Here is a 20,137-nt window from a genome sequence, read left to right on the forward strand (position 1 = left end):
ACTTCTGCGCATCCATTTTTTCATTCATGACTACGTTATTTTTAAAATAGACTATAATAGTAATTATTTATAGAAAAGGTGAAGATGCGATGAATCTGCTAAAATTTATCGATAAATTACCATTACCGAGAGTATTACAACCAGTTCGAGTGAAGGATGGGATAAAATATTATGAGGTAACAATGACAGAATTTCACCAGTCCCTCCATAGTTCAATGCCAAAAACACGTGTGTGGGGATATGAACACACATACCCTGGACCAGTGATCGAAGTGTCAAAAGGTGAGAGAATTAGAGTAAAATGGATTAATGATTTACCATCTAAGCATTTTTTGCCTATCGATAAAACCGTACATGGTGCAGGAAAAGATACTCCAGAAGTTCGAACAGTTGTCCATCTACATGGAGGAATAACCCCTGCAGATAGCGATGGTTACCCAGATGCTTGGTTTACAAATGGATTTAAACAAGTGGGGCCTTTCTTTGAACAAGAAGTCTATGAATATGAAAATCTACAAGATGCCACAACGCTATGGTACCATGATCATGCTATCGGTATAACGAGACTCAATATATACGCGGGATTAGCCGGCTACTATCTGATCCGTAGTAAACATGAGCAGTCATTAAACCTGCCAAAAGATAAATATGAAATACCATTATTGCTCCAAGACCGTACATTTAATAAAGACGGATCTTTATATTATCCAAAAAAAGAAGCAGATGACCCTACAAATATTTACCCCTCAATTGTTGCAAAATTCATGGGGGAAAATATTCTTGTCAATGGAAAAGTATGGCCATATTTAGAAGTTGAACCACGAAAATATCGCTTCCGACTTATCAACGGCTCGAACGCCCGTTATTATAAAATAAGACTTGACTCTAATCAACCTTTTTATCAAATCGGTACCGATGGAGGGTTATTAGAAGAGCCTGTTACTATAAAAAGCATTATCCTCGGCCCTGCAGAAAGAGCTGATGTCATTATCGATTTCTCTTCACAAAAGCACAACAAAATTGTCTTAATAAATGATGCGAAAGATGAATTCCCAGAAGATCCCAAAATTAATCAGTCAAATACGAGGTTTATAATGCAATTTCGTGTAACCTTACCTTTATTAAGCAATGACACTAGTACCATTCCACCAAAATTAACAGACATCAATTTTTATAAAGAGCAAGAAGCAATTAGAACAAGACATTTAGAGCTTATCGCCCAAGACGACCAATATGGCCGCAGAATTCGGTTATTAGATTATAAAACTTGGGATGATCCAATCACAGAAAAACCAGCATTAAACGATATTGAGATTTGGAGCTTGAGTAACCCAACAACTGGGGGCCATCCGATTCACTTACACCTTGTGAAATTTCAAATACTAGATAAACAACTATTTGATGTTGAGCATTACGAGAAAACAAAACAAATTAAATATATTAGTGAAAGAATGCCCCCAGCAGCTAATGATCACGGGTGGAAGGACGTTATTAACGTTTTCCATGGTGAGACCGCTCGCATTATTGCTAAGTTTGCACCTTACACGGGAAGATTCGTTTGGCACTGTCACATTTTAGAGCATGAAGATTATGAAATGATGAGGCCATTTGATGTAGTTATTAGAAAAGAACAAAGCAGGTTAAAAAAGCTAATTTACAATAAGACATGGAGCCATATATTTAAAAATACTTAATGTACATTTACCTTCTATACAATATGTATTATTTTCAAGCATATGTGTGAAGCCAGTGAACCAGGTGGAGCTCGCTACTCCACCTAATTCCAATCATGCAGTAATACGATATTTGTTTCTTCAAATGCTACAATAACAAACTACCATGTATAAGTTAAATCCTTTTCATCGTTTAATCTAGACACTCGGATTTCTACTTTACGTACTTTTAGTAAACCTGGTTCAAATGTATGACCATCTTCATTTTTAAAGGCATGATATGCAATGCTAATTTTCCCTCTAGGGACATAATCTATATGATAATAATATTCATCGTTTAACGTTATTACAGGATTCTCCCACACAAAATGATCTCCGTTTTCAATCATAAGGTGTTGGTTTGTAGACTGAATTGTAGCAAGTAACAATTGTTGATCATTTGGCTGACCACAGCCTTGAATCAGAATTATCCAACTAAGAAAAAACAATCTCACTTTCTCCATATTTTCATTCCCCAATTATGTTGTCTAGTTCATATGTAAAACTTAAATCAAAAATAAAGTTGGAAGCTTTCGGGTGACTACTATGCACTTCAACAGAAAGTACATTTTCACCCACAATTAGCTTATTGCTATGATTAGATATGTCTTTTGTTTCGTATAAATGTGTTTCGTTTGGCTGAGCCAATGTTTGGTGTGTAACTAAGCCCGTTTTCATTCCATCACGGCTAATTTCTTCACCATTTAAGTAAGCTACGTACCCATCCTCAAAAGTTATGTGTAAAAATAATTTTTTTAATTGCTCAAGGTCCTCATCAAAGTCAAATGTCTTACGAAAAAAGTAAGTAACAGAATGATGTATTGGTGGTAATTGTTGATTGATTTTCATATGTATAGGCTCAGTCATGTAACCAAAGGGACCGTAACCAATTTTCCATGAAGAATCATCATACATTTTACTGCGCCAGTCTTCAACGGGAACTTGATAACGATTTGTGATTGGAGTTTCTCCTGAAATATCATACCCATCATGAATAAAAGAACTTATTTCATCAGTACCTTCATGATACTTCCACATTGCTTGAATCGGAACGGCCGTATGTTTATGGACGAGGTCGAGCTGTTTATATGCGACATCATATATCATTCTATCTACGCTTTCTCCCTGTTGATTTAGTGCTTTTACAGTTATTTCACTGCTAGACATTTCAAGCATTAAGTACATTATTTGTGGATTAGTATTCAATTCCCATACAGCCCATTGCGATTCATACGCATCGTTCCAAGCAGAAGGCTCCTGCATCACAACAGACTTCCTAGTAAAAAGTTTATTTTCTGTTATGACTAAGTGAATATCGAGATCATTTATGCTATCCCAAAAAGAAACATCACGAGGTATGTTATGTATAAACACAATATGATGCATTTGATTGCTAGCTTTCACCTCTGAATTTAGCCAAGTTAATTGTTGAGATTCATCCATTCTCAGTTCATCTCCACGAAGGAAAATCATCTTCGTATCTCCATAATTAATAGCATAGACAGTCCTCCCATATTTTCCTGTCATATCATAAGGTAGGTAACTATATTTGTCATTAAACGATTTTACCGTTGATAATTCATCATAAATTGGAAAAAAGCTTGAATGTTCTTTTTTAGTTGCATTCGTAATTACTCGATCTGCACCCGCAATAACAGAAACTTCTTTTAGCTGTTCCATATGTTCATCCATATTTAGCGATTGGTCAGATGATCTAATAACACCAACCTTGAAGGAAGGAGATTCATGATCATCAACACTTAAAAACCCTGAAGTCGGAACGGTTGTAAATCTAAAAGAAACTAGTAGTAGCATTATCACAATTACCACTGCAAAACTCATTTTATATTTTCCATAAAATAACACCAAATATGCCCCCAACTTCATTACGGTTTTGTCGGTAGCCAGCCCCAAATTGCATGATAAATAGGTGGCCATGTAATGATTAACAAGAAAAGAATACTAATCAAAAAAATATATATCCACTTAAATAATGAAAGCTGTACATTCCTTAACATAAAATGCATTGCAATCCAACTAAACACCCAAACTAGTAATGCAATCATTTCTTTCCCGGCATATACTCCAATTCCCCACCAACCGGGCAACCAAGAACCGATTTTTAATAAATATGCATTTGCTACTAACGGATTAGCTATGCTCCATATGTGACTAATAATTAATGCAAATAAGCCAACAATAATGGAGATAAGTACCGCTACGATTTCACCAGATTTCCGCTGTTCAGTCATTGAATCTCACCTAAACCCCTTTTATTTTTACCATAGTTATTCCAAAAACAAATCCAATTATTAAACATATCCACATGAGCGTTATAATAACAGCTATGGTGGAAGAAATAAGATTATTTGGAGTATGTTCCATTTCTTTTCCAAACCGATGCAATATCCATAGTGCGCCTACTCCTAGTGGTAATGGAAATAGTGCAACGAATTCTTTATATTCCATTAAAATTAAATGAATAGACGGCTGGTGATAGATAAACCATTGTCTTGCACCATCAGGTGCTCGATAGCCAATGTATAACCAATTAGCAGTAATAATTGTAGCTGCAATAAGAATATTTACTATCATTAAAACAAACTTCAAACGTTTGACTGCGTCAGCCCTTCTTCTTAATAATGGGTACAATAGGTGGAGCATGTAACAACTTACAAGCATTGTTAACGTTGCACCCACACCATGTAAAACTGACAACCATTTATAATGACTATTATCTATGAAATGTAAAATAGGCATTATTAAAAATAAAAGAGCAGCTACACCAGCCTGTGTAACCGCTAAATCCCGTGCAGAAAATACTGGCTTCATTTATAGTTAAACCTTTCTATTTTCTTTTTTTAATAGTAGAAGAATCTCGTAACTCCTTAATCCACCGAATGACAATTACTCATAATCGATTGTAAGTTTAGGTCGTAAACCTTCATCTGATGTTTCACTTGAACTAATATCAATTCCATTTCGGTTATTCGAATTTGCAATAATTATTCCGGCATTCATTAAAGGGTTTTCAATCCAAGATTGGACAATTGAAATACCTGATTCATTTAAATGAATTGTATGTGCTCCAGAATTACTAGCAGTTATCGTTCCAATTATAGAAGATTCACGGTCAGTCATCCCCCCTGCTCCTGGCACATCCCAGTTAGAATTATTTGTGCTTTGCTCCCAGGTTACTTGAGACTCTGACCAATCACGCTTTAGCCCATATATTTCATATGAACTTGAACTACCATCCGTTATATTAAAGGTAATATTAGCTGAAACGACCTTTTTATTATTCGGAATAGTTGAAATATCCCATTTTATCAATGCATATTTATTTTTACTACTGTTAGAAGGATCATCTCCATCTACTAATAGAGATTGTACTGAACCGAAGTTTTCTGTGGGATTTTGTTCTGATAGATACGAATCTATCGCCCCTTCATACGTTGAAGTTGGATACAGCCCGTTTTGAAATTCTGATGTAGTCGTAGTTGTAGAAGATGTAGAGTCTGAATTACGTTCAACAGTAAACGAATCTAATAAGTTACTATTGATGTCATAAAGCTTAAAAGCAGCAATTTCGCCAGCTACATCTACAATCATATAATGATAGCTCGATAATGGACCAGCTTCGACATTTTTCGAATCCCTTACCGTTGATGATAACGGTGCCCCTGCTCCTCCTATCGTGAGCTGATATATACTATTGCCAAATGAATAGCCGTTATCATTAAAAGAACTATTGATTTCTCTTCGATTGTAGTTATGTTCATGACCTGTCATAACTGCAGTTACATTATATTTATCAAATATGTCCCATAATGCATCTCGTTCTCTGTCATTTGCATCAAGCGACCTACCGTAATGTGCACCAATCGGGTATGCAGGGACATGAAACTGCACAAAATTATGTATTTTTCCATTATTGTCAAGAACACTTTCTAGCCAATCTCGTTGCGATGAGTCAACGACATAGTTTCCACGGTTATCTTTGCGATTTGAGTTTAAAGTTATGAATCTCACATTCCCATAATCAAAATAATACGCTGATCGTTTATAACCAGATAGTTGATTCGAAGGTAAATGGGTAAAAGCATTACTAAAAATAGTTTCATCATCTTCATGATTACCGAGTGCTGGATAATACTTGTTTAACGGAAAATAATCATCTACAATGTCATTCCAATCAGATAGTTCTTGAGCGACATCGGATCCACCCATAACTTGATCACCTGTGAACAAAATGAATTCAGGTTGTGGAGTTATATTTTGAACCTCGGTTAACAATGAACGTAAAGTTGTTTCATTAATTCCATCACTAGCGCCTCGACTATCCCCCATCACTACGAACCGAAATGATGTAGAAGCTGCATTTGCTTGGTCATTGTCTTTAAAAGAAGTCAAAAATAATGTTAAAACCATGATACAACATACACCGATCAGTACTATCCTCTTACTTAAAATGTTTTCCATTTTTCTCCTCCCTATAATACAATCTACAAAATCCACTGACCTTAATTAAGCCTAGGTGCTATCTTCACCCGACACCTATATTATCAAATCTTTTCTTGCATATGGCATTTTATTTAAAAACTTTACAATAGCTTAACTTTTTTTAACTATCTTAAAAAAATTGCTAAGAAAATAACCACATACAGCTTCATAGCATTTTCCTGCTTAAAAACTATGACAACCTACTACTTGTTTTCATTAAGTTACACTAAAAGGTGGATAAACATGATACATCGTCCGTATGCCTATTAAAAGCTTGGTCTATAATGATAAAAACAAAAAGCAAGGATAAGAATGAGGTGAACAAGTGGCTAGGATAAATATCGCTATCGACATTAATGAAGGCATGGGTGAATTACAGATGATAAAGCAAGAATTAACAAAGCGTTTAAATAATGAGGATATTAACTATGTAACAATCGTTGAGGATGAACACGAACAATTAATATTAAGTTTTTCACCAGTGATGTATACTTCACAAATTGATCTGTTAGAAAGCTTCCAGAAAGAGGTTCTAGATCCGTTATTTAATAAGTGTTGATGAGTTTTTTTATTGGCTTAACAATAACTCTTTTAAAAGTAAAGTATGTTCTTCGTCAATAGTTCCAAGAGAACTTTCAGCCTCCTCAATAACAATAGCTGTTTGATTCAATTCATCAAACCAAATATAATAGTCGGTTAACAATTCTGGCATATTTTCATCATAAGTATAGAAAAAGGTAGCTTTCACATCTTCATGTCTAGATATTTTAGTATCCACATTTCTCTCCCATTTAATATTTTTAAAGACATTTCTTATTACTTGAATTGTCTCATTTTTTGTAACCATCATAACTTCATCTTCATAGCTCCCATGCGATGTTGGCCTTTGTACATCCACCCTTGTTAGAAGATTAATATTTAAATCATTATGCTGCCCTTTCGGAATTGAGTTTGTACAACCAAATAATAAAACTAAGGTACAATAAATTGATAAGTTCATTATTTTTTTCATCGGTAATCAACTCCTTAACAATTGTTATAATCAAGTACTAAAATACTAATCCTCCTCAATATTCACTCGATTATAAAACTCGTCTAAAATTGGAAACATATCAGGCTCTGTATGATCATATACACCGTCGACCTTTGTTAAACTAAAGTTAAAGGTTACATCTTCCATCTCATATAAAGTAATCGCATACCTAAAGCCATCTCTTTGTTCTTGGTTTTCATCTGGAATAAATTTTACATACTGTATATTTTCTAAAAAAGCATCAATCACTTGTTGATCAATGACTGTCTTCTTATAGCCTGTACTACCATCGACAATTGTTACTGTTGATACTTTACTAAGTTGATGCTCATACAATTGCATTAAAGTCTTTGTTTGATGGGTTTGTCGATGATAGACAACAATAGATATTGTTTAAAATATGGTAACTACTATTGTTAAAAGGACAAATTTTTTCATAATCTCCTCCAAGGATATATAATATATTTACTGTAAACTGATTTGTAATTTCAACTTAAAGTAGTTTTACTCGTTGGTTCCTTTTTTTCAATTAGACAGTTTTCATCTTTTCTCATATAAAATGAGGGCAATTGCATAACATTATTAATTGCTGTTCTAAATTAGTCTCAATAGCAACAAAGTTTACGAAAAGACCCTTGAATTAAAACACAAAAACAACATCCCCATAAATTCCAAGCATGCTATAATTATACTATTCATTTTTTAACGAGGAGAACATATATGGAAACAAATCTGATAATTGAACATAAAAATGGTCTGTTGTTAAATAGGACAACTAAGTTAGGAGAAAGAAGCTGGCGGAATGATCCTGTTTACAAATTCATTTTTTCAATAAATGGAAAGAGTCATTATCAAATGAAACAAACAGATGTAACACTACATGAAAATAGCTTTCTATTAATTAATCCAATGGAAGATCATAAACAATTATCTATAGAAAAAGAAAAATTGCTAATTGAATTAGATGTTAAAGAACTTCAAGCTGCATCCGAGTCTCTATTACAATATGGTGGGAATGATATTTACTTTGCACAAATGCCCCACTACAATCCGCAATTGACAAAGTGGGTACAATTTGTGAAAGATTTCGTGAGCCTTGAAAATGATAGTCTAGATTCATTACAGAGTTTTATAGATCATAGTACATCACAGCTCGCAATAATGCTGATGAAATATTCCATTAATAGCCACTCACCGAATTGGCCAAGTCAACTATTTGAATCTCCGAATGAACAAATCCAAAAGACGATTAAGGCCATGAAGGAAAGCTATAACCATAAATGGACGTTAGATGATATGGCATCTATCGCTCATCTAAGTAAATACCAATTGTCTCATATTTTCAAAGAAAAAATCGGCATATCGCCTTATTCATGGCTTCAATTATATCGCTTATATAAAAGTCAACATTTACTCGTGCATTCCAAAAAAACAATTATCGAAATCGCATTAGCTTGTGGTTTTTCATCAATTCACACTTATAATCAATTATTTAAGAAAGTGTACAATATTACCCCAACTATGTTTAGAAAAAAGTATGCGCGATAGAGAATATAATGAAGTTAATATAATTATCAATCCTGATAGCAAAAAGATTGTTTGGATGTTAATGAATAACGTTAAAATTCCGAATAAGCTTAACGATAGAACATTTGCTAAATATAATAGTACAGCATTAAAGCTAAAGCCCCTTCCGTGCATGTGTTCTGGAACTAACTTTTGAATGAGAAATACTCGAGAAAGGCCAGACATTGGCATACCTATACCAATAATGATGATAGCAATAAATATCGTATATAACTGTGTAGTCCATGTTAAAATTACAATACCTATTCCCCATACAAGTGACCCATATAAATACGTTTTCAAATTCATTTGTTTAAAGATAAGGGGAATAAGTAAATTTACACTTACGACTACTAACCCAAAAACCCCTTGCAGTGTAGAATAGATCGTTTCACTCTTATCACTGAGTTCCACTATCATTAATAGTATCCCTACATCCCAAACCCACGTATTAAAAAAAACAACGATGAAAGTAATAGTGAACAAATTCCTCACTTGTACATTTTTCTGTACCCACATAAAAAACTCTTTAATTGATCCATATGCTGCAAACAAACTTTTCTTAATAACTATTGATTTTGTTTCATTTATTTGTATTTTAAAAATGAAGAAAGCACTAATGAGATATGAAAATACATCAAATGTAAAAAAGTGTATTACACCAACCGTATTTATGAACAAGATAGCTATAAACGGGCCTAATACAGAAATCCCTCTAGACACTGTATCAATCAAGCTGTTTGCAACTGTTCTCTCGTCAATTGATGTAATGGCTGGGAGCATCGCTCGATGACACGGATTAAAAAAACAGCCAAAACTTTGGATGATAAACGCGAAAACAAGTAATACAGGGTATGTTAATAAATTCATATATTCTATAATAACCAAGGATAAAATAATCGGTGCTCTTAACATGTCAATTATAATTAACAGCTTCTTTTTATTTACCTGGTCAGCTACCACACCGCCAATTAAACCGAATAAAACGTATGGAATTGTTTCTGCAATGACCATCCCCGTAGTATGAAGAGCAGAACCTGTCATTTCTATTGTCAAAAATAAAAATGCCCATCCAGTTAACCGATCTCCTAATTGTGATACAGCTCCTCCTAAAAAAAAGCGAAGGAAATTACGATTTTGAAATATTTTTTTATACATGATCATCACCTCAATATTAATGATAGCAATCACCATGTTTTATTCCTTCATAAATATTGCTGTATATTTCCACAATATTTATATATATTTTTAGTGATAACTAAAAATATATAAGTTAACGAATAATTAGATGCCCTTTGCTTAACCAATCGCATGACAAGAATGTTAATCCCTTCTACAACTTATCCATTATTCTTTCTGACGTAAATATAGCAACTGTTTACATATATGTAAGTGCTGAGTCAATACAAACTTAACACAGGCAGTTAGCATCCTGGATTAAACAATGTTCGTCTAATCGTAACATTAATGCTAAATTGTGCATTCACTATAGAGTGTAGAAAATGTGTTATTTCATTAAGCAAACGGGGAGTGAATTAATTGGGGGATATTAATGCACCTGAATATAAAAATTCAAAAACACTCTTTGACTTCATCGTTTCAGTAAAAAAAGCAGAATCAATGTTCATTGAAACAAATGTTACACTCAATAAAGAAGGCCAACTTTTACTCGACTATAATTCTTTTAAACAAATGTATTCACTAAACTATGCTATTATAAAACACCTAAAATCAAAGGAATGGAAAGTAAATGGGAAAGAGGTTTTTATGTATACAGATGAGAGAAAAAAGAGAACCATACTTACTCCGTACGATATTATGCCTTATGTAGAAAGCAAAAAATAGGTCAATGTATCGACCTAAATAAAATTAGTCTTCTAGTGAGGTTCGATTTAAAATAGTCAACCTCACTTTCACATGACAAATATAGATTTTTATGTAGAAATGGACATCTGCTATCTTTTCCTTTTTTTATGTATATCTATTTGTCTAAAATTGTAATATGATAGCATTAGGTGATTATATGTTTACAATAATTTCTATTATTATTTTTTTTACTATTGTTATCCATAGTGTTGAAACATTATCTTATAGCATACGTTTAGGAGGGGTTCGACTTAGAAAACTTGCAGTTTCATTATCGTTAACAGGTGTTGTTTTATTAGTTGCAAGGACATCGAATATGTTTCATGTAGTTTTACTCGGTGGAATTGTTGATCAAGCTAAAGTGAATACAAGTGTTGATATCGTACCAATTTTACGATTAGTACTTTTAAGCGCAACTATTGGAACATTTATTGCGATATTGTTATTTCCTACTATGACAAGATTATCAGTTAAGGTCATAAAACGTTTTGAAATAGAGGGATCTGTTATCAGGCTTTTTAGTACGACAAATATTCAAAAACTAAAACATACGGATAAATACGTAAAATACCCTAGATTTCAAATGATACATAGACTCCGGATTGGCGGAATACCGAAAAGAATATTACTTACTAATATGATAGTAACTGCTATTTATACTTCAGGGGTTCTCGCATCGTTATATGCTTCTTTACTAAATGATGAAACATCAACAGCTTCGTTAATGACTACAGGGGTTATAAATGGCTTTGCCACAATTTTACTTACTATCTTTTTAGATCCCCAGGTTGCATTGTTAACAGAAAAATCAATGAATCATCCTAAAGGTGCTGATAAGATGGCTGAAACATATGGCTGGTTAATGATATCAAGGCTCTTTGGCACAATATTAGCGCAATTATTTTTAATTCCATCTGCGTATATAATTGTATGGATAACTAAATTAACTAATTTATTAATATATTAATGTTAACTTGGGTAGTAATTTATACAGCTGGTAAGATGATTAAATTACTTGAGAAAGAAACAAAAGGGTCAAGCTCCACTGTAATTTAGTGGGGCTGACCCTCTTTTGTAAAACTCTTACAATTTAAATGAGCTTTTTAATGAAACAATTAAGTTAAAAACAGTATGTTCATCAGAAGTATGTTTAGGATCTACATTAAAATATCCGTGTCTAAAAAACTGAAATTTATCTTGTGGTTTTACATTTTTCATATTAGGTTCAATAAACCCATTTAAGATTTGCAAAGAATTAGGATTTACACGATCAATAAATGTTTTTTCTTCCTGAATTTCTTCTTCTTGCTCTTCCTCATCTAAAATCAAAGGCTCATACAAGCGGAATTCTGCAGGAATAGCTTCGTTTGCATCAACCCAATGAATGGTTCCTTTCACTTTACGTCCAGTAAAGCCTGAGCCACTTTTCGTTTCAGGATCATACGTACAATGTATTTCAACAACATTACCGTCATCATCCTTGATTACCTCTTCACATTTTATGAAATAAGCATGCTTCAATCGCACTTCATTACCAGGGAATAGTCGGAAATATTTTTTTGGCGGATTCTCCATAAAATCCTCTTGTTCAATGTATATCTCTCGTGAAAATGGAATTTGTCTTGAGCCCATCTCAGGATTTTCAGGATTAATTTCAGCATCTAACATCTCTACTTGTCCTTCAGGATAATTGGTAATGACAACCTTCAATGGACGAAGTACCCCCATCGTACGTGGTGAAGTTAACTTTAAATCTGCTCTAATAAAATGTTCAAGCATTCTAGAATCTACTTCACCTGTTCCTTTAGTTACACCTAATTCACGAATAAAAGCACGGATAGATTCAGGTGTATACCCTCTTCTTCGCAATGCAGAAATAGTTGGTAAACGTGGGTCATCCCACCCATCAACATACCCTTCTTCAACTAATTGCTTTAGTTTTCGCTTACTCATTACAGTATTCGTTAAGTTCAGACGCCCAAACTCAATTTGCTGTGGCTTGCTGTCCATTTCACTTTCTTCAACGACCCAATTATATAAAGGCCTTTGATCTTCAAATTCTAATGAGCAAAGTGAGTGAGTTACATCTTCTATCGCGTCTTCTATCGGATGTGCAAAACTATATACAGGATAAATACACCACTTATCTCCAGTATTATGGTGTGTCGTATGTGAAATACGATAAAGAACTGGATCTCTTAAATTTATATTAGGAGAACTCATATCGATCTTGGCTCTTAACACGCGTTCGCCATTAGCAAATTCACCATCACGCATGCGTTTGAACAAATCAAGATTTTCTTCCACAGATCGGTTCCGGTATGGACTATCTTTACCTGGTTCAGTTAAAGTACCACGGTATTCACGGATTTCATCTGGGGAAAGGTCATCTACATATGCCTTACCTTTGTTAATTAATAAAATAGCACGGTTATACATTTCTTCAAAATAATCTGAAGCAAAAAATAACCCATCCCAATCAAAGCCAAGCCATTCTATATCTTGTTTTATTGAATTGACAAATTCAATATCTTCCTTCAATGGGTTTGTATCATCAAAGCGTAAATTGGTTTTCCCATTAAATTCATCAGCTAAATCAAAATTCGTAATAATAGCTAAAGCATGACCTATATGTAAGTAACCATTTGGCTCTGGTGGAAAACGAGTAGTAACATGATCACGCTTTCCAGTTTCTAAATCCTTCTTTATCATTGGTCTAATAAAATTAGATGAGTTATTGTCCACAATTTTTCAACCTCTCGTATGAAATAAATATTTATGTACCATTTTAGATTTATTAATATTTATATCATATATATTTATATTTTGCCAATAAGGTTTTCTACAAGAATTATTACAACCTTATAAGAAAGAAAGGTTGTCTCACTTTAATATTACATGTGAGCCATTTAGCTTATTTGGAAAATACAAAAGCTACACGGAAAAGGCTGTTTTCGCATTAATTGTTGTTTTCTAAAATTTAGTAATAAACAAGCACACAACTATCGTTCGTTGCGTCTTTATTTTGAAATATGTCAAACGTTCTAAATCCCTTTTTACTATACTAATTTAGTGACAATAACAACCATCGAAAATAGCCTAATAAAAAGAGCCTGAAGCTTAAGCTCAATTTAGTGTAATAATAAAATCTTATTACACATATTGCGAAGCTTAACAACAGACTCTGTTCATGTATTAAATTTATTAGCAATGATACTTTATTACAACATTTGATCTGTTGGACGAACGATGATTTCATTTACATCAACATGATCAGGCTGTTGAACTGCATACGCAATCGCATTTGCAATGTCTATACCATGTAATGTCTTTAAATCAACATATCTTTCTTGGAAATTACGGATAACATCCTCATCTGTAATTGTATGAGTGAGTTCTGTTGCAACTGCTCCAGGGCAAATAATTGTTGTACGAATATTTTGTCCTGATTTCATTTCTTGTCGCAGCCCTTCGGTAATAGCTCTTACAGCATATTTTGTGCCACTATAAACAGAGCTTCCAGGCCCAACTCGATGCCCTGCTACAGAAGAAATATTGATGATGTGCCCTGATTTTTGTTCTTCCATATACGGTAGAACCGCTCCGATCCCATAAAGTACTCCTTTTATATTCACATCAATCATTTTATCCCATTCATCCACTTTTCTTTTGTTCAAAAATGACAACGGCATAATCCCTGCATTGTTTACTAGTACGTCTATTTTACCAAAAACATTGATCGTTTCTTTCGCTAAAGTTTCCATTTCCTCAAACGATGTTACATCTGTCACATGATATGAAGCCTGACCACCAATTTCCTTAACTTGTGCTTGTAATTCCTTTAATCTTTCCTCCCGTCTTGCAGCTAACATCACTTGATATCCTTGCTCTGCTAACTTTAAAGCTGTTGCCTGACCAATCCCACTACTCGCTCCTGTTATGATTGCCACTTTGTTTGTCATAATAAAACAACTCCTTTAATATTTTAACTTTTTATACTAATAATGTTTTTTTAGTCTAAAATGTATTACATATGTAACTATAACACCATCACCCGACATTGTAAACTAAAAAAACTTTTTTTGTCTAAAATGTTTATTATAAGGCTATATTAGTATATGTTATAATTAAGTTGTTAAGGGGGATTTTCTATGCGTAAGATTGATCCTAAGTTAAGGGAACAAATGAGAAAAACATATGCACAAAAATTAATGAGTATCATTCGAGTTCAAGGATTTAATTCACTTAAAATTCAAGATATAGCTGAGCATATGCAAATTAGCAAAGCGACACTTTACAATTATTTCTCTTCAAAAGAAGAAATCTTAAATGAAATAACGGTTAACTATATTGAATATTTTAAGCAAGGCGAACAAACCATTGAAAATAATCAATTTACTTATATAGAACGTTTCCAAAAAGTTTTTGAGCAAGAAGTACTAACGGCTATATATATTTCTGAATTGTTTTTAGAAGAATTGAAAATTGGTTTTCCAAATTTATATGAAGAAATTATTTTTGCAAGAAGAAAACGAAAAACGACCATTAAATATTTTTACGAACAAGGGATGAAAGAAGGGGTTTTTCATTCATTAAATCCCCAAATTCTGCTTATGCAAGATGAGGTTGCATTAAGAAAATTACTAGAACCATCCTATTTATTAGAAGAAGGCTTAACGACTAAACAGGCTTTATTAGATTATTATGAAGCAAAAAAAATACAAATCATAAAAAGTGAAACACTGCTATCTGCAAACGATGAAGCAATGACAGAGATCATTGAACATCTTTCTCGCAAATTAGCAACGTCATATTTATAAATTTTTAGGGTGAGATTAAATATTAATCTCACCCTTTCCCATCATCATAAATTATCCATCAAGTAATAATGATTCAGGGTCCTCTACCAGTTCTTTTACATGGACAAGGAATTGCACTGCTTCTCTGCCGTCAATGATTCTATGGTCATAAGAAAGAGCAATATACATCATTGGTCGAACTGCAATCGTATCATCTTCATCAATAACAATCGGTTTTTTTTGAATTTTATGCATCCCTAATATCCCTACTTGGGGTGCATTTAAAATTGGAGTTGAAAACAATGAACCGAACACACCACCATTAGTAATCGTAAATGTACCTCCTTGTAAATCCTGAAGTGATAATTTTTTTTCTCTAGCTTTAGAGGCCAAATTCCTAATTCCCTTTTCAATGTCTGCAAAACTTAATTGGTTTGCATCACGGAGAACTGGAACAACTAAGCCCTCTTCTGCTGACACAGCAATACCGATATCATAATATCGTTTTAGTAAAATTTCGTTGTCTTGAATTTCAGCATTTAACATTGGAAAGGCTTTTAATGCACCTACAACTGCTTTCGTAAAAAAAGACATATAGCCAAGGCGAACATCATATTTTTCTTCAAACCTTTGCTTTTTCCTATTACGCAAATTTATAATTGCTGTCATATCTACTTCATTAAAAGTAGTCAACATCGCTGCTTGTTGTTGCGCTTGAACTAAATGGTGTGCAATTGTTTGACGGCGCCGTGACATTGGAATCCGTTCAATTTGTTTAGGTTGAGTAAGGTCAGTGAAAGGTGGTTGAGCATAGTCAGTTATCGTTGATTTATCTTGCTTTTCTTGGATTGAAGTAGCATAGTTTATGACATTTTCAGGTCTAATACGACCGAGCAAATCACTTGAATCAACTTTTTTTAGATCAATCCCTAATTCTCTAGCTTTTTTCCTAGCGGCTGGTGTTGCTATCGGACGCTCATTTTGTGATGACATTTTGTTCGTTTGCTCTCCCTCACGTACATCTATTTTCGGTTGATCACCATGAACTGTTTCTTCGGTAGCAACATTAGAAAATGACTCGTTTGAAGTAAGAACTTCTCTGTTATCATTTACTTTCGCAATTACTTGATCTACAAAAACAACTTCACCTGGCTCAGCTAAAATATCCTCTAATACTCCATCATATTCTGCATAAATTTCTATATTAATTTTGTCAGTTTCTAACTCTACTATCGCTTCACCTTTGGAAATGGAATCACCCTTATGCTTGAACCACTCAGAAATCGTACCTTCTGTAACAGATTCTGCGAGTTCCGGTACTTTAATTTCTTTCATTATGCCCACTCCTCTGTTATTTTCAGTGCTTGTTGGATAATTTGCTCCTGTTCCAACTTATGAATTACATGATCTCCTGTTGCAGGACTTGAGTGATACGGTCGTCCTATATAATCAAATTTCACACGCTGTAAGGAAGGTTGTAACAACTTATAAATGAATTCCCAAGCCCCCATATTCTTAGGTTCTTCCTGTACCCAAAAGATCTCAGCTAAATTTGGAAAGCGTTGTATTTTTTGAATAATTTCCTCTTTTGGAAAAGGATATAATTGTTCTATACGTAATATATGAATATTACGTGATGCTATTGTGGATCTCGTCTCCAACTCAGAAACTATATCTACGGCAATTTTTCCTGTACAAAGAATAAGCCGTGTCACAGCCTCATAATCTTCTCCAACAAGCGGGTGTTCAATAACTTCTTGAAATTGCTGATTAGTGAATTCCTCAATATATGACATTGCCTTTGTATGACGTAGTAAACTTTTCGGTGTCATTATAATTAGTGGACGAACCCCCTCATCACTTAACATAGCTGCTTGCCTTTTGAGAATGAGAAAATATTGCGCAGAGGAAGTTACATTAGCCACTGTCCAATTATTTTCCGCAGACAAGGTTAAAAAACGTTCTAACCGAGCGCTTGAATGTTCTGGTCCTTGTCCCTCGTATCCATGTGGAAGTAGCATGACTAACCCTGACTTCTGTCCCCATTTAGCTCTCCCAGCTGATATAAACTGGTCAATGATTACTTGCGCAGCATTCACGAAATCTCCAAATTGTGCCTCCCAAATAACCAATGTATCTGAAGCATAAACGCTGTATCCATACTCAAAACCTAGTACGGCCGCTTCAGACAATGGACTATTATATACCGCAAAAGATGCTTTGCTATGGTCCATGTTGTGTAAAGCAGAAAATTTTCTATCAGTTTGATAATCATTTATAACAATATGGCGGTGGGCAAATGTGCCCCTTTCAATATCTTGGCCTGTCATTCTTATCGGTGTACCATCAGAAATAATTGATGCAAGCGCTAACACTTCAGCTAACCCCCAATCAACTTTTCCTTGTTCGTTCAACGTTTCCTTTCGTCTCAGCAGTATTTTTTTTAATTTCGGGTATACATATAAGTCTTCAGGCCATTCGACTAATGAAGTATTAATATCGAGTAGTTGTTTTTCAGTTATTAGAGTTTTTTTCTCTGAAAAGTTAGATGATAACCTTTCATTTATGCTGGTCTTATCGTTCGTATTTTCTTGTGCAGTTATTTGTTTATTACTATCGGATAATTTGTTGTTCATAAATTGTCTATAATTATTGAAGCGCTCAACACTGAACTGTCCCTTCTCATATAGTTGCTCAGCATACTTTTCAGCTACTCGAGTGTGCTTATGAATCAAGTTATACGTTAAAGGCTGTGTTGCCATTGGATCATCTGTCTCATTATGGCCATAACGACGATAACCTACCAAATCTATGAGAAAATCTTTCTTAAATTTCTCCCTATATTGTGAAGCGAGGCGTACAGCTACTAAGCAAGCTTCCGGATCATCAGCATTTACATGTATGATAGGTATTTCAAAACCTTTGACTATATCGCTTGCATACAATGTAGAACGAGAGTCAACAGGGCTTGTAGTAAATCCAATTTGATTATTTGCAATAATGTGTATCGTACCGCCTGTTTGATATCCTCTTAATCGGCTTAAATTTAATGATTCTGCTACGATACCTTCTCCTGGAAAGGCAGCATCACCATGAATGAGAATACTTAATGCACTACTTTGGTTTTGTATCGGGAATCCTCGCTTCTGTCGATTTTCTTGGGCTGCACGGGTAAACCCTTGAACAACAGGATTAACAAATTCTAAATGGCTAGGATTATTCGCGAGGTGTATTTTTGTGTGAATACTTTCTTGTTCGTGAATATTAAGATCTGCACCTAAATGGTATTTAACATCACCCGTCCAACCGTAATTTATCCCTGTTGATCCTTCAGATGGGACAAGATGTTTATTCGGTGCATGATGAAACTCAGCAAAGATTTTTTCATATGGTTTTCTTAAAACATGAGCCAGCACATTTAACCTACCTCTATGTGCCATCCCTATCAGAATGTCTTTAGTCCCTGTTTTTGCATTTGCATAAATAATTTCATCTAACATTGGAACTAACATATCAAGCCCTTCAATTGAAAACCGTTTTTGAGCTGCGAATGTTTTGTGTAAAAACATTTCAAAGCTCTCAACTTCAATTAAGCGCTCAAGAAGACTTACCTTTTGCTCTTGTGGCAACTCTTCATACAAAGACTCAGTTTCAACTACTTTATATAGCCATGCCCTTTCTTCTAAGTCTTGTACGTGATTAAATTCGAATGACAATGAACTTGTATAGAGCTCTTTTAATTTTTCGATAGCAGAAAGTCCGGTACGTATTGAGTGAGGTGCATGCTCCCATATAATATCGGCAGTCATATTGTTCAGATCATTTTTCGTTAAATGATACGTCTCTAAGTTTAGAAAGTTAGGTGAAGAAGCATTTTGATTAAAATGCTTATGGAGCGGATTAATTTTTGCATACAAATGTCCCTTTGTTCGGATCATTGTAACAAGCTGGATTGCCGAAGCAACTTTTGATAATTGGTCTGATTGGTTGTTTTGAGATTCACAATGCTTATTAATTGAAAAAGTAGGCGGTCCCCACTTAACAAATAATTGTTTAATACTATCATCCACTTGATTAGGATTATTACAAAATAACTCATATTGCTCTTGAACATACGCCATGTTTGGTCCAGAAAACGATTGCCATTGAAAGCCATGTTTTCTGTTTGTCATGTTAGTTACCCTCCCATTTATATGAATGAATATGATGTAACTATAAGAAGTGTTGTAGTATATTTAATTGAATTTAATTCTCAATTAAAAAATAACAGAAACGCACACATATTACAAAAATAATGCTTCAAATAATAAATAAAGTTGACAATCTTCTTCTCGTAAGCTTCATTATTATTTTTACTATTATCGTACACGGTTATGCCTAACTTTAAGCGACAACCATTTTGACATAACCATATTGTTATCATTAAATTTAAATAGTATTAGTTATTAATAAAGGCTTTTTTCGCATTATTTGTTGCTTACCTAATACTAAAGACGAATTTAACTAACGTTATGGCATCTTTTTCCCCTAAAGACTTAAAAATCAAATTCAAGAGAAAAAACGGCAAAATTCACGAAAAGAGCTTAATAAGACAGTAAAAGATACCTCATTATAGTCAGATGATTGGCTGTAGAGGTATCTTTCTTTTAGGCTTTTTA

The 20,137-nt window shown here is 33.9% G+C and carries 18 protein-coding genes; 6 read left to right on the forward strand and 12 right to left on the reverse strand.

Annotated features, from left to right (window positions below; all coding sequences use genetic code 11):
- Nucleotides 1-89: 89 nt before the first annotated feature.
- Nucleotides 90-1,694, forward strand: coding sequence for a multicopper oxidase family protein (locus V1503_RS01310; RefSeq protein ID WP_410624221.1), 1,605 nt, complete (start codon nt 90-92; stop codon nt 1,692-1,694).
- A gap of 140 nt (nt 1,695-1,834) precedes the next feature.
- Here the strand turns inward: V1503_RS01310 and V1503_RS01315 are convergent, their stop codons facing one another.
- The 5 genes from V1503_RS01315 to V1503_RS01335 form a co-directional block, all read right to left on the reverse strand.
- Nucleotides 1,835-2,176, reverse strand: coding sequence for a hypothetical protein (locus tag V1503_RS01315; RefSeq protein ID WP_410624223.1), 342 nt, complete (start codon nt 2,174-2,176; stop codon nt 1,835-1,837).
- A gap of 4 nt (nt 2,177-2,180) precedes the next feature.
- Nucleotides 2,181-3,578: a hypothetical protein gene (locus V1503_RS01320; protein ID WP_410624225.1), complete on the reverse strand. Its 1,398-nt coding sequence runs from the start codon at nt 3,576-3,578 to the stop codon at nt 2,181-2,183.
- 20 nt (nt 3,579-3,598) lie between these two features.
- A complete protein-coding gene (locus V1503_RS01325) occupies nt 3,599-3,964 on the reverse strand; it encodes a hypothetical protein (protein WP_410624227.1) in 366 nt (121 codons plus the stop codon).
- Between the two features lie 10 nt (nt 3,965-3,974).
- Nucleotides 3,975-4,544 carry a hypothetical protein gene (locus V1503_RS01330; protein WP_410624229.1) on the reverse strand — a complete coding sequence of 190 codons (570 nt, stop codon included), beginning with the start codon at nt 4,542-4,544 and terminating at the stop codon, nt 3,975-3,977.
- 75 nt (nt 4,545-4,619) lie between these two features.
- Nucleotides 4,620-6,194 (reverse strand): DNRLRE domain-containing protein, encoded by a 1,575-nt coding sequence (locus V1503_RS01335; RefSeq protein WP_410624230.1) that lies wholly within the window; start codon nt 6,192-6,194, stop codon nt 4,620-4,622.
- A gap of 346 nt (nt 6,195-6,540) precedes the next feature.
- Between V1503_RS01335 and V1503_RS01340 the strand changes: the two genes are divergently transcribed.
- Complete coding sequence (locus V1503_RS01340; RefSeq protein WP_410624232.1) at nt 6,541-6,774, forward strand: hypothetical protein; 234 nt, start codon at nt 6,541-6,543, stop codon at nt 6,772-6,774.
- A gap of 9 nt (nt 6,775-6,783) precedes the next feature.
- Here the strand turns inward: V1503_RS01340 and V1503_RS01345 are convergent, their stop codons facing one another.
- A complete protein-coding gene (locus tag V1503_RS01345; protein ID WP_410624234.1) occupies nt 6,784-7,227 on the reverse strand; it encodes a hypothetical protein in 444 nt (147 codons plus the stop codon).
- A gap of 45 nt (nt 7,228-7,272) precedes the next feature.
- The gene (locus V1503_RS01350) at nt 7,273-7,590 is read right to left on the reverse strand and encodes a hypothetical protein (RefSeq protein ID WP_410624236.1); all 318 of its coding nucleotides are present in this window, start codon (nt 7,588-7,590) and stop codon (nt 7,273-7,275) included.
- Between the two features lie 378 nt (nt 7,591-7,968).
- Between V1503_RS01350 and V1503_RS01355 the strand changes: the two genes are divergently transcribed.
- Nucleotides 7,969-8,796 carry a helix-turn-helix transcriptional regulator gene (locus V1503_RS01355; protein ID WP_320257448.1) on the forward strand — a complete coding sequence of 276 codons (828 nt, stop codon included), beginning with the start codon at nt 7,969-7,971 and terminating at the stop codon, nt 8,794-8,796.
- Here V1503_RS01355 and V1503_RS01360 read toward each other — a convergent pair.
- Entirely contained in the window at nt 8,737-10,008 is a 1,272-nt protein-coding gene (locus V1503_RS01360) for an MFS transporter (protein WP_410624238.1), read from the reverse strand. The two genes, V1503_RS01355 and V1503_RS01360, sit on opposite strands and share 60 nt — an antisense overlap.
- A 345-nt stretch (nt 10,009-10,353) precedes the next feature.
- On the opposite strand from V1503_RS01360, the gene V1503_RS01365 reads away from it, so the two are divergent.
- Together V1503_RS01365 and V1503_RS01370 are read left to right on the forward strand one after the other, a co-directional pair.
- Nucleotides 10,354-10,659 (forward strand): hypothetical protein, encoded by a 306-nt coding sequence (locus V1503_RS01365; protein ID WP_214482149.1) that lies wholly within the window; start codon nt 10,354-10,356, stop codon nt 10,657-10,659.
- Nucleotides 10,660-10,837: 178 nt separating this feature from the next.
- Nucleotides 10,838-11,647: a lipid II flippase family protein gene (locus V1503_RS01370; RefSeq protein WP_320257451.1), complete on the forward strand. Its 810-nt coding sequence runs from the start codon at nt 10,838-10,840 to the stop codon at nt 11,645-11,647.
- A 116-nt stretch (nt 11,648-11,763) separates the two neighbouring features.
- Here V1503_RS01370 and V1503_RS01375 read toward each other — a convergent pair whose 3' ends face one another.
- Complete coding sequence (locus V1503_RS01375) at nt 11,764-13,425, reverse strand: glutamine--tRNA ligase/YqeY domain fusion protein (RefSeq protein ID WP_320257452.1); 1,662 nt, start codon at nt 13,423-13,425, stop codon at nt 11,764-11,766.
- Nucleotides 13,426-13,901: 476 nt separating this feature from the next.
- The gene (locus V1503_RS01380; protein WP_410624241.1) at nt 13,902-14,642 is read right to left on the reverse strand and encodes an SDR family oxidoreductase; all 741 of its coding nucleotides are present in this window, start codon (nt 14,640-14,642) and stop codon (nt 13,902-13,904) included.
- 189 nt (nt 14,643-14,831) lie between these two features.
- On the opposite strand from V1503_RS01380, the gene V1503_RS01385 reads away from it, so the two are divergent.
- Nucleotides 14,832-15,500, forward strand: a complete 669-nt coding sequence (locus V1503_RS01385) for a TetR/AcrR family transcriptional regulator (protein ID WP_410624243.1) — start codon at nt 14,832-14,834, stop codon at nt 15,498-15,500.
- Between the two features lie 51 nt (nt 15,501-15,551).
- Here V1503_RS01385 and odhB read toward each other — a convergent pair whose 3' ends face one another.
- Together odhB and V1503_RS01395 are read right to left on the reverse strand one after the other, a co-directional pair.
- Nucleotides 15,552-16,814 (reverse strand): 2-oxoglutarate dehydrogenase complex dihydrolipoyllysine-residue succinyltransferase, encoded by a 1,263-nt coding sequence (gene odhB, locus V1503_RS01390; RefSeq protein WP_410624245.1) that lies wholly within the window; start codon nt 16,812-16,814, stop codon nt 15,552-15,554.
- Complete coding sequence (locus V1503_RS01395; protein WP_410624247.1) at nt 16,814-19,651, reverse strand: 2-oxoglutarate dehydrogenase E1 component; 2,838 nt, start codon at nt 19,649-19,651, stop codon at nt 16,814-16,816. The genes odhB and V1503_RS01395 overlap by 1 nt, the downstream gene beginning before the upstream one ends.
- Nucleotides 19,652-20,137: the final 486 nt, after the last annotated feature.

The organism is Nanhaiella sioensis, from assembly GCF_046557775.1.
GTDB lineage: Bacteria > Bacillota > Bacilli > Bacillales > SM2101 > Nanhaiella > Nanhaiella sioensis.